At 73.8% G+C, this 10,750-nt stretch carries 10 protein-coding genes; 5 read left to right on the forward strand and 5 right to left on the reverse strand.

What is annotated here, in order from left to right; genetic code table 11:
• Positions 1–68: 68 nt before the first annotated feature.
• Positions 69–284 (forward strand): dodecin, encoded by a 216-nt coding sequence (locus tag ABD308_RS36740; protein WP_344344613.1) that lies wholly within the window; start codon positions 69–71, stop codon positions 282–284.
• A gap of 1 nt (position 285) precedes the next feature.
• On the opposite strand, the gene ABD308_RS36745 is transcribed toward ABD308_RS36740, so the two are convergent.
• The 3 genes from ABD308_RS36745 to ABD308_RS36755 are packed head-to-tail and all read right to left on the reverse strand — an operon-like array spanning position 286 to position 3,205.
• Positions 286–1,113, reverse strand: coding sequence for a heme ABC transporter ATP-binding protein (locus ABD308_RS36745; protein ID WP_344344615.1), 828 nt, complete (start codon positions 1,111–1,113; stop codon positions 286–288).
• Complete coding sequence (locus ABD308_RS36750; protein WP_344344617.1) at positions 1,110–2,180, reverse strand: FecCD family ABC transporter permease; 1,071 nt, start codon at positions 2,178–2,180, stop codon at positions 1,110–1,112. The genes ABD308_RS36745 and ABD308_RS36750 overlap by 4 nt, the downstream gene beginning before the upstream one ends.
• On the reverse strand, positions 2,177–3,205 hold the full coding sequence (locus ABD308_RS36755) for a heme/hemin ABC transporter substrate-binding protein (protein ID WP_344344619.1): 1,029 nt from the start codon (positions 3,203–3,205) through the stop codon (positions 2,177–2,179). Before ABD308_RS36755 ends, ABD308_RS36750 begins: the two co-directional genes overlap by 4 nt.
• A gap of 274 nt (positions 3,206–3,479) precedes the next feature.
• On the opposite strand from ABD308_RS36755, the gene ABD308_RS36760 reads away from it, so the two are divergent.
• The 3 genes from ABD308_RS36760 (at position 3,480) to ABD308_RS36770 (ending at position 8,216) form a co-directional block, all read left to right on the forward strand.
• Positions 3,480–6,656, forward strand: a complete 3,177-nt coding sequence (locus ABD308_RS36760) for an HtaA domain-containing protein (protein WP_425554949.1) — start codon at positions 3,480–3,482, stop codon at positions 6,654–6,656.
• Positions 6,657–6,723: 67 nt separating this feature from the next.
• Positions 6,724–7,218: a hypothetical protein gene (locus tag ABD308_RS36765; protein ID WP_344344623.1), complete on the forward strand. Its 495-nt coding sequence runs from the start codon at positions 6,724–6,726 to the stop codon at positions 7,216–7,218.
• A gap of 350 nt (positions 7,219–7,568) precedes the next feature.
• Complete coding sequence (locus ABD308_RS36770) at positions 7,569–8,216, forward strand: GNAT family N-acetyltransferase (RefSeq protein ID WP_344344625.1); 648 nt, start codon at positions 7,569–7,571, stop codon at positions 8,214–8,216.
• A gap of 56 nt (positions 8,217–8,272) precedes the next feature.
• Here ABD308_RS36770 and ABD308_RS36775 read toward each other — a convergent pair whose 3' ends face one another.
• Both ABD308_RS36775 and ABD308_RS36780 read right to left on the reverse strand, forming a co-directional pair.
• Positions 8,273–8,947: a biliverdin-producing heme oxygenase gene (locus ABD308_RS36775; protein WP_344344627.1), complete on the reverse strand. Its 675-nt coding sequence runs from the start codon at positions 8,945–8,947 to the stop codon at positions 8,273–8,275.
• A gap of 219 nt (positions 8,948–9,166) precedes the next feature.
• Positions 9,167–9,658 carry an inorganic diphosphatase gene (locus ABD308_RS36780; RefSeq protein ID WP_344344657.1) on the reverse strand — a complete coding sequence of 164 codons (492 nt, stop codon included), beginning with the start codon at positions 9,656–9,658 and terminating at the stop codon, positions 9,167–9,169.
• Between the two features lie 161 nt (positions 9,659–9,819).
• Here ABD308_RS36780 and ABD308_RS36785 point away from each other — a divergent pair.
• Positions 9,820–10,750 (forward strand): D-alanyl-D-alanine carboxypeptidase (locus ABD308_RS36785; protein ID WP_344344629.1); only part of this gene is annotated, 931 nt, incomplete at its 3' end.

The following is a 10,750-nucleotide window of genomic DNA, read 5'->3' on the forward strand; positions in this document are numbered from 1 at the left end:
CCGCATGCGGAGCGGCGGCCCCCGGTGCACCGTGGACCGGGGGCCGTCGCACAGCTGAGGAGTCCGCCATGAGCGAGCACGTGTACCGGGTGACCGAGATCGTCGGTTCCTCGACCGAGAGCATCGACGCCGCGATCCGCAACGGCGTCGACCGTGCCTCCCGGACGCTGCGCCACCTCGACTGGTTCGAGGTCTCGCAGATCCGGGGCCACCTCGCCGAGGGGCGGATCAAGCACTACCAGGTGTGCATGAAGGTCGGCTTCCGGCTGGAGGACGAGGGCTGACTCACCCGCGCTCGGGCAGCACCAGCGGCGAGCCCGTGCGCGGGTGCGGCAGCACCTCGACCGGGTGCCCGTACACCTCGCTCAGCAGCGGCGCGCGCAGCACCTCGGCCACCGGCCCGTCGGCGACCGTCGCGCCGTCGGTGAGCAGCACCACGCGGTCGGCGTAGGCCGCCGCCAGGGACAGGTCGTGCAGGACGACGACCACGCCGTCCCCGGCGGCGGCCCGGGCGCGGGCCAGGCGCAGCACCAGTTCCTGGTGCCGCAGGTCGAGCGCGGCGGTGGGTTCGTCGAGCAGCAGCAGGGCGGTGCGCTGGGCGAGCACCCGGGCCAGGGCGACCCGGGCCCGTTCGCCGCCGGAGAGCGCGGTGAACGGCCGCCCGGCGAAGGCGGCGGCTTCGGTCGCGGCCATCGCCTCGGCGATCACCCGCTCGTCCTCGTCGGCGGCCGCCGTGCCGGCCCACGGGGCGCGGCCCATCCGGACCACCTCGTCGGCCGGGAACGGGAAGGACAGCGCGGCCGCCTGCGGCAGCAGCGCGCGGCGCCGGGCGAGGTCGGCGGGCCGGTAGCCGTCCAGCGGGCGGCCGTCCAGCCGGACCTCGCCGGCGGTCGGCACGAGGTCGCCGGCCAGCACGGAGAGCAGGGTGGACTTGCCGGCGCCGTTCGGCCCGAGCAGTGCGACCACCTCGCCCGCCGTGACCCGGACGTCCGCGCCGGCCAGCAGGTCGCGCCCGCCGACGGTCAGCCGGACGGCCTCGGCGGTGAGCAGTTCGGTGCCCGGGGCGGGCCGTTCGGGCACCTCGGGGCGGCTTCGCAGCGTACGGATCCTCATGCCCAGCCTCCCTGCCTGGTCCTGGTGCGGCGCAGCAGCCAGAAGAAGAACGGACTGCCGATCAGCGCGGTGAGCACGCCGAGCGGGAGTTCGGCCGGTTCGGCCAGGGTGCGCGCGGCGAGGTCGGCGGCGACCAGGACGAGCGCGCCGCCGAGCGCGGAGGCGGGCAGCAGGAAGCGGTGGCCGGGGCCGGCGACCATGCGCAGCAGGTGCGGGACGACCAGGCCGACGAAGCCGATGATGCCGCTGACCGCGACGGCGGCGGCGGTGAGCAGCGCGACCACGGTGATCAGCACCAGTCGCATCCGCTCGACGTCCACGCCGAGGTGGCGGGCGGGCCGCTCGCCGAGCGCCAGCAGGTCCAGCGAGCGGGCGTAGCGGGGCGCGACGGCGAGGCCGACGAGCGCGAACGGCAGCACGGCGAGCACCTTGCCCCAGGTGGCCTGGGAGAGCGAGCCGAGCTGCCAGAAGGTGACCTGGCTGATCGCCGCGGAGTCGGCGGTGAACAGGAACAGGCCGATCAGCGCGCCGCAGAAGGCGTTCACCGCGACGCCGGTGAGGATCAGCGTGACCACCTCGGTGCGGCCGCCGGAGCGGGACATCGCGTAGACCGCGAAGACCGTCAGCAGGCCGGTGGCGAAGGCGGCGGCGGTCACCGTCCAGGTGCCGAGCGCGTCCAGGCCGAGCACGATGCAGCCGACCGCGCCGACCGCGCCGCCGGAGGAGACGCCGATGACGGCCGGTTCGGCGAGCGGGTTGCCGAACACGCCCTGCATCAGCGCGCCCGCGCAGCCGAGCGAGCCGCCGACCAGCAGGGCGAGCACCACCCGGGGGAGGCGGACGTTCCAGAGCACCGACTCGGGGACACGGCCGAGTTCGTGGCCGCCGAGGCCGAGCCGGTGGCCGACGGAGGCGAGGATGTCGCCGAGCGGGATGCGGTAGGCGCCGACGCCGGCCGCGAGCAGGGCGCAGAGCAGCAGGGCGGCGGCGAGGCCGGCGGTGATCAGGGCGGTGCGGCTGGGCCGCCTGCCGAGGTGGAGGCCCTTCTCCGTGGCGGCGGCGGTCACTTGGCGGCCTTCGGGTAGAGCTGCTCGGCGATCTCGTGGATCACCTGCGGGGTGCGCGGGCCGTAACTGAGCAGCTGGCCGTCCTCGATGGAGACGATCCGGCGGTCGAGTCCGGCCGGGGTCTGGGCGACGCCGGGGAGCTTGAGCAGGCCGTCGACGCCGCCGACGGAGTCGAGTCCCTTGCTCATCACCAGGATCGCGTCGGGGGCGGCCTTGACCAGGGCCTCGCTGGTGAGCGGGGTGAAGTCGCCGCCGAGCCCGGCGGCGGTGCCGGCGTCCTCGCCGCCGACCGCCTCGATCAGCGAGCCCGCGCCGGAGTCCGGGCCGCCGAGCAGGTAGACCGAGGCGCTGCCGCGCAGGTAGAGGAAGGCGACCTTGGGGCGGCGCTCGACGGCGGGCAGGGCGGCCTTGGCCTCGGTGATGCGCTGCTCGGTGCGCTCCTTGAGCCGCCGTCCGGCGTCGGGGACCCCGAGGGCGGCGGCGACGGTGTCGATGCGCGGGCCGACGTCCTCCAGCCGCTTGGCGTCGTCCAGGACGAGCAGCGGGACGCCGGCCGAGCGGATCTGCGCGATCGCCTCGGCCGGGCCGGTGGAGCGGTCGGCGAGCACGACGGTCGGGTGCAGGGAGAGCACGCCCTCGGCGGAGACGTCGTGGGCCTGGGTGATCACGGGCAGGGCGGCGGCCTGCTCGAACGTGGTGGAGACGTCCCGGGCGACGACCTTGGGGCCGAGGCCGAGGCTGAAGACGATCTCGGCCAGGCTGCCGTTGAGCGGGATGATCCGCTCGGTGCTGGTGACGGTGGTCGTCCGGCCGTCGGCGGAGGTCGCCGTGGCGGGCAGCTGAGGGGTCGGCGTGTCGGGCAGCGGTTCGACCGTGTCCGGGGCGCGCGAGGTGCCCGTCCCGGCGGCCGCGCCGGTGGCGCCGGTGGCCGAGCCGCAGGCGGTCAGGGCGAGCAGCAGGCCGAGGAGGAGCAGCAGGCTCGCGGGGCCGCGGACGGCCCGATGTCGGGTGGTACTGCTGCTCAACGTCGTTCCCTTCGTTGGGAGTTGTCGCCGCCGGTGGGTGGGGTGCGGGGGTGCCCGGCGGGGCTCTTGACTCATATATTAGGTTAGCCTTACCTAAATCTCGCAAGGGGGGTCGGTGGTGCACCGACCCCGCTTTCCCCTGTCCCGCCGAGGAGTGATCCGCGTGCCTCTGCCCCCACGGCTCCGCCGTCTGACCGCCGGCCTGGTGGCCGCCCTGGCGGCCCTGTTGACGGTCGCCCTGCTGCCCGGACAGGCGGCGGCGGCCGAGGGGCGGGTGTCCGGCGGGCGGCTCGACTGGGGGATCAAGCAGTCCTTCCTGACGTACGTCACCGGGCCCATCGCCCACGGGAGTTGGTCGCTCACCGGCGGCGCGGCCACGGTCGCCGGCAGTGGCTTCCGGTTCCACTCCGCCGCCGGCACGTACGACCCGGCGAGCGGCGCGCTGAGCGCCGCGTTCTCCGGCGGGGTCCGGTTCACCGGGCACCAGGAGAACGGCGCCAACGCGCTCGACCTGAGCATCGGAAAGCTCACCTTCCGGGCCTCCCCGGGCGGGGCGGCCGGACTGTACGCGGACGTCACCAGCAAGTCCCGGGAGACCGGCCAGGTCAGCAGCGCGAGCCAGGCCAAGCTGGCCGACCTCTCGCTGGCCGGCGTCGACCTGCGCGGCGCGGCCGGCACCCTGACGCTCAGCAACGTCCCGGCGACGCTGACCGACGCGGGCGCCAAGGCCTTCGCCGGGTTCTACACCGCGGAGACGGCGCTCGACCCGGTCAACCTGTCGGTCAACCTCCCGGCGGCGGCACCGACCCAGACCCCGGCCGCGCCCTCTCCGACCGCCACCGCCACCGCGACCGCCACCGCCACCGCGACGCCGAGCGCCGCGCCTTCGTCGACGGCGCCGGCCGCTCCGACCACTCCGACCACTCCGGCCGCTCCCGTGACGCCGACCGACACCCCGGCCCCGACGACCGCTCCGGCCGCCGCCGTCACCGAGTTCGGCAACGGCGCGCTCGACTGGGGCGTGCGCCGGACCTTCCGGGACTACGTCACCGGCGCGATCGCCCAGGGCCGTTGGGAGCCCGCCGGCGGCGCGGCGGACGGCGGCGCGCTCTTCCGCTGGACGCCCGCCAAGGGCACCTACGACCAGGCCACCGGCGCGCTGAGCGCCGCCTTCACCGGCAGCGTCCGCTTCACCGGCCTGAAGAACGGCGACGTCTATGGCCTGGACCTCACCCTGGCCAACCCGGGCGTCACCGTCGCCGACGGCAAGGGCGTGCTGCGCGCCGACGTCTCCGGCCGCACCCCGGACGGCGCCGCCCAGCAGCTCACCGGTGTCGAGCTGGCGACCTTCGACCCGGCCGGACTCAAGGCCGAAGGCGGACTGCTCAAGGCCGTCGAGGTCCCGCTCACGCTCACCGAGCCGGGCGGCAAGGCCTTCGGCGGCCTCTACCCGGCCGGCACCGAGATGGACCCGCTGAGCTTCGCGGTCGCCCTCGACCCGGCCGCCGCCCTCCCGCCGCTGCCGGACATCGGCAGCGCCCCGGCGGCCGCNCGGCCGCGCCGGTCAGCCCCTCCGTCGCGCCGGTCGCCGCCGCGACCGAGGCCGAGGGCTCGGACGGCGTCCCGACGGCGGCTCTGGTGGCCGGCGGTGTGCTCGCCGCCGCGCTGCTCGCGGGCGGAGGCCTCTTCCTCGTCCGCCGCCGTCGCGCCTGACCCCCACCCTTCTCTCCCCCCGTTCATCGATCGGAGTTCCCCCATGTCCCGCAACCGCACCCGGATGGCCGCCCTGGCCGCCGTCACCGCCGGCCTCGGTCTGACCGCCTTCGGTGCCCCGGCCCTGGCCTTCGGCGCCGGCGCGCCGAGCAGCGTCACGTACGACACCGGCGCGCTGGACTGGGGAGTGAAGGCCAGCTTCCGCAACTACATCGAGAGCCCCGCCTCCCAGGGCGGTGCGATCGAGCTGACCGGTGGCGCGACCCGCAACGCCGACGGCACCTTCCACTTCGGCCTGGCGAGCGCCAAGTACGACCTCACCACTCACGCGCTCAGCTCCTCCTTCACCGGCGGCGTGCACTTCACGGCCCACCACGGGGCGCTGGACGTGGCGCTGAGCGATCTGAAGATCACCACGGCGGGGACGGCCGGCACGCTCACCGCCGACACGGCTTCCAAGGAGTCGATGGGCGCCAGCGAGGTCACCAAGCGGGACGAGGTGCCGCTGGTGACGTTCACCGTCGGCCGGGACACCACGACGGGCGTGCCGACGGCGGCGAAGCTGACGGAGGAGGGCGCCAAGGCGTTCGCGGGCTTCTACCAGGCCGGGGCGGACATGGACCCGCTGGCGCTGCTGCTCAAGCAGAGCCCGGCCACCCCGTCGCCGACGGCCACCGCGACCGCGACCCCCACCGCGACGGCGACCCCCACCGCGACGGCGACCCCGACCGCCACCCCGACGGCGACCGCCACTCCGACCACCGAGCCGTCCGCCACGGCCACGGCCTCGCCGTCGGCGACCGCCTCACCCACCGCCTCGCCCTCGGCCACCGCCACCGCCTCGCCGTCCGCCACGCAGTCCCCGACGGCCACCTCCTCGCCGTCCGTGACCTCCTCGCCGAGCGCCACCGCCACCTCCACCGCCACCGCCCCGCCCACCACGCCGAGCGGCAACGGTGAACTCGCCGTCGTCAACGGCACCCTGGACTGGCGGGTCAAGGAGAGCTTCCGCACGTACCTGCAGAGCCCGGTGGCCAACGGCAAGGTCGAGTTCGGCGCGGGTGCGGCCGACTACCGCTTCGGCGGCGCGACCGGCAGCTACAACACCAAGAGCCACACCCTGTCGGCGGGCTTCGCCGGCTCGGTGCGCTTCCTCGGCCACCCGGCCGGCGGCGGCTACCAGCTGGACACCACGTTCTCGAAGCTCGGCCTGAGCATCGACAAGGACGGCGCCTACCTGACCGCCGACGTCAACGCCAAGTCCCTGGACGGCAAGACGACCTCGCTGTCCGCCGCCCGGATCGCCAAGCTCGACCTCTCCAAGGCCAACCTCGCCCCGGTCAACGGCGTGGTGACGCTGAACGCCGTCCCGGCCACCCTGACCGCCGAGGGCGTCCCGGCCTTCGCCAACTACAAGGCGGGCGAGGCCCTCGACCCGGTCACCGTCTCGCTGGCCTTCGACAAGAACGCCCAGCTGCCCACCACCCAGCCGCCCACCGGCGGTACGGCGGGCGGCGCCACGACCGGCACGACCGGCTCCACCGGCACCGGGTCCGGGTCCGGGTCCGGCACCGTCGGCGGCGCCTCCCTGACCACCACCGGCGGTGGCTCCGGCGTGCTGGCCTCCACCGGCTCCTCCACCCCGGTGGCCCCCCTCCTGGCCACCGCCGGAGGCCTGCTCCTCCTCGGCGGCGGCGCCACCGCCCTGGCCCGCCACCGCAAGTCCACCAACGCCTGATCAGGGGGTGATGGAGTAGGAAGTCGGCGGGTCCGACTTCCTACTCCTGCTCTGGTTGGATACGGGAATGAACAGCGGTAGCCACCAGGAATCAGGCCTTGAGAAGAGCGTCTGGAGCGAGGCCGATTTCGAGGAGATGGGCTGGCACGACGCCACCATCCACGGCGTGTCCGTGCAGCAGACCGATGACACCCTGCCCCGGCTTCTGCTCGACCTCGACTACATCGTCCGCTGGGTCCATCCGGTCAGGCCGGCGAAGAGCTTCTCCTTCTGGGTCGCCCCTGCGACGCTCGTCTTCGAGGAGGTCTGGGATCTTGAGGGCGACCTCGGTTTCAAGGGCACGCACCTGGAACTGGAGATCGATGACGTGCACCGGCTGGCCGTGGACGACGAGTGGCGGGACGTGTCTCGATGGCACGTCCAAGGCCACGCCTTCGACCTGAAGTTCCGTGCGTCGGGCTTCCGCCAGTACTTCCGCGATGCCCCGCGGCTCGCGTCGGGGCCGGCCCTGTCCGCCGCCGAGCGCGGAGGCTGCCGCTTCACCGAGGTCGGCTTCGCCTGAGCTGGGGCTCCCAATGGGCCTCGTGATCGGCCGTCTGCAGGATCGTGGAGTGGGAAGTCGGCGGGACCGACTTCCCACTCCGGGTGGTCCCCGGTGGCCCTCGCACTATCCGAGCGAGGGCCACCGCGGGTTATGGCGCAGGAAGGCCGGTGAAGGCGGTCGGGGTGGTGCTGAGGACGGCCTCACCGTCGTCGGATTCCCGGAGTTCGATCAGGCCGGCTTCCGTGCGGATCGATCGCCCGGAAGGCCGGCCGCTTCGGCCACGGAACCAACCCTGAGACCGCCGCCGCACACTCCGCTGACCGATATCCGGTGGCCCCGGCCGGAGGAGGGCGGGAGAATCCTTCCGCATGAGCCTGACGTCACACTGGCCGCTCGCCGGACTGCGGCTGACCACCCCCCGCCTGGAACTCCGGCTCCCGAACCCCGGTGAGCTCGCCGCACTGGCCTCGCTGGCCGCCGAAGGTGTGCACGACCCGGCCGTGCAGCCGTTCGCCGCCGCCTGGACCGACGTCGAGCCCGAGCAGCGGGCCCGGGGAGTCCTGCAGTACCACTGGCGCTGCTGGGGCGAGTGGCGGCCGGAGGACTGGGAGTTGAGCCTCGTCGTGCTGCGCGACGGCGTGGTCGTCGGCACCCAGAGCATCGGCGCCCGGAACTTCGCGGTCCTCCGGGAGGTCCACACCGGCTCGTGGCTCGGCCGGGCGCACCACGGACAGGGCCTGGGGACCGAGATGCGTGCCGCGGTTCTCCACCTGGCCTTCGCCGGACTCGACGCGCGGCACGCCGTCTCCGGCGCCTTCGCGGACAACACGGCTTCGCTGGGGGTGTCCGGCAAGTTGGGGTACCGCGAGGACGGCGTCGAGCATCACGTCGTCCGCGGCCGGGACGTGGTCCTGCGCCGGCTCCGTCTCACCTCCGACCGGTGGCGGGAGCACCGGCCGGTCCCCGTGAAGATCGAGGGGCTGCCGGAATGCCTTCCCTGGTTCGGCCTGGGCTGACGCGGAAGGAGTAGGAAGTCGGCCCGGCCGACTTCCTACTCCGCGCGCTCGGCCGTTCAGGCGCTCAGCGGGTACCGCGTGTCCAGGTCGCGGAAGACCGCGCCGTTCAGCTGGAAGGCGCGCTTGCACTCCTCGACCACCCGGCGGCGCTCGACCTCGTCCATGGCCAGCCCGGCGGCGTCCAGCTTGGCCCGGTAGTCGCGCTTGAAGGCGGCCGGGTTGTCCACCTGCTCGAAGACGTAGAACCGCACGCCGTCGCCCTTGCGTTCGAAGCCCCAGGTCTTCTCGGCGATGCCCCTGATGATCTGACCACCCGACAGATCGCCCAGGTAGCGGGTGTAGTGGTGGGCGATGACGCCCGCCGGCCACTGGTCCGCGAGCTCCTCCAGACGGGCGACGTACGCCGCCGTGGCCGGCAGCGGGGTCAGGCCCTCGCGCCAGTCCGGGCCGCGCAGGTGGGCCAGGTCGCGCTCGATGGCCTCGGTCCGCAGCAGCGCGGCGTCGATGAAGGGGCCGGCCACCGGGTGCTCCGCCAGCTCGTCGGCCCGGTCCTCCAGCGCGCGGTAGACGAACCAGAGCTGACCGGTGAGGTCGGCGTAGGCCTCGACGCCGAGGTGCCCGCCGAGCAGCCTGCTCATGAAGGACGACTGTTCCGCGGCCTCGTGCTCGGCACTGCTCGCGGTGCGCAGCACGGTGGAGAACGGGACGACGGGCTGCTCGGGTATGGGCATGCGGGCCTCCAGTGATCGGTACACCCCCGATTGCTTTGGTTAGCCTAACCTAAGCTCCCGTCATGCCGACAAGGTGTCGGGAAGAATCGCCCACCCCCGGGAACGGCGAAGGCCGGGACCCGCGGAACGAATCCGCGAATCCCGGCCTCCGACTGCCTCGACCTACCTCGAAGCCCCCCGGCGGACGGACCGCCGGACGGACGAGATGGGCGCGACGGCTCAGTGACCGCCCTGCTCCGCCAGGCGCTTGATCGACGCGGTGACCTCGGCCTCGGCCTCGGTGCGGCCGACCCAGTTGGCACCCTCGACGGACTTGCCCGGCTCCAGGTCCTTGTAGACCTCGAAGAAGTGCTGGATCTCCAGGCGGTCGAACTCCGACACGTGGTGGATGTCCTGCAGGTGCTCCCAGCGCGGGTCGGTCGCCGGGACGCAGAGCAGCTTGTCGTCGCCGCCGGCCTCGTCCGTCATCTTGAACATGCCGATGACGCGGCACTTGATCAGGCAACCGGGGAAGGTCGGCTCGTCCAGGATGACCAGGGCGTCCAGCGGGTCACCGTCGTCCGCCAGGGTGCCCTCGACGTAGCCGTAGTCGGCCGGGTAGCGGGTCGAGGTGAAGAGCATCCGGTCGAGCCGCAGGCGGCCGGTCTCGTGGTCGACCTCGTACTTGTTACGAGAGCCCTTCGGGATTTCGATAAGGACGTCGAACTCCAACGGTTCCTCCAAGGTAGGGACTGACAGAATCCAAGTGTCTCCTACGGGAGTGAGTGCTCAGGAAAGGGGCCGGGTCGGTGCGAGCAGGGGCTGGGTCGGGAGACCGACGCGGGGGGACGGCCGCGGGGCTGTTCGGGGCGGCGCTACTGGTCGCCGGAACGGTGCTCGGCACGGGTGGTGCGTACGCGCAGCCGTCCCCGACGGCGACCGGATCGGCCTCCCCGGGCGGCCGCCCCACCGGGAACGCCCAGGGGGACGAGGACGAGGGCAACGGCCGGCGGGACGACACCAAGGGCGGCAAGGGGGACCGGGGCGACAAGAACGGCACCCGGCCCGGGAACCGGGGCAGCGAGTCGCCCCACCCGTCCACGAGTGCCACCGCAACCCCCGGCACCGCCACCACGGCGGGCCCCACCGGTGACGCCACCGGCACGCCGCCCGCCGCCGAACCCGCCGGGGACGGCGCCGTCCGCCCGGTCCCCGCCGGGACGGTGCTGGCCGCCGCCGGGGCCGGACCGGACACCGGTCTGCCCACCGCCCAGGGCCTCCAGCAGGCGCTCGCCGCCGTCCTCGCCGACCGGAACCTCGGTACCGTCGGCCTCGCCGTCGCGGACACCGCCAACGGCCAACTCCTCTACGGAAGCGGCGAGAACACCGCCGCCACCCCGGCGTCCACCACCAAGCTGGCCACCTCGATCGCGGCCCTGTCGCTGATCCCCGGCGACGCCCGGCTGACCACCCGGGTCGTCAAGAACGCGGCCACCGGCGGGATCACTCTCGTGGGTGGTGGCGATCCGACGCTGACGGCGCTGTCCGCCGACCAGGTGCAGATCGGCGGCGTCCCCGCCGACGCGGACACCGCCCCCGCCTCGCTGGACGCGCTGGCCCGGCAGACCGCCGCCGCGCTGAAGGCCGAGGGCGCCGCGTCCGTCGTGCTCGACTACGACGTCTCCCTCTACAGCGGCGGACCGCTGCACAAGAACCACGACGCCGAGAACATCGCCGCGGTGACGCCGCTGATGGTGGACGAGGGCAAGGTCGACCCGAAGAGCCGCGAGGACGCGCCCGCCCGTGTCGGCGACCCGGCGTCGG

The sequence above is a fragment of the Kitasatospora putterlickiae genome (genome assembly GCF_039527695.1).
GTDB classification, from domain to species: Bacteria; Actinomycetota; Actinomycetes; order Streptomycetales; family Streptomycetaceae; genus Kitasatospora; species Kitasatospora putterlickiae.

Bases quoted from the DNA above. Each gene is read 5' to 3' on its own strand.
- ABD308_RS36740 (WP_344344613.1), top strand. From the start codon at position 69: ATGAGCGAGCACGTGTACCGGGTGACCGAGATCGTCGGTTCCTCGACC.
- ABD308_RS36770 (WP_344344625.1), top strand. From the start codon at position 7,569: ATGAGCCTGACGTCACACTGGCCGCTCGCCGGACTGCGGCTGACCACC.
- ABD308_RS36745 (WP_344344615.1), bottom strand. From the start codon at position 1,113: ATGAGGATCCGTACGCTGCGAAGCCGCCCCGAGGTGCCCGAACGGCCC.
- ABD308_RS36765 (WP_344344623.1), top strand. From the start codon at position 6,724: ATGAACAGCGGTAGCCACCAGGAATCAGGCCTTGAGAAGAGCGTCTGG.
- ABD308_RS36775 (WP_344344627.1), bottom strand. From the start codon at position 8,947: ATGCCCATACCCGAGCAGCCCGTCGTCCCGTTCTCCACCGTGCTGCGC.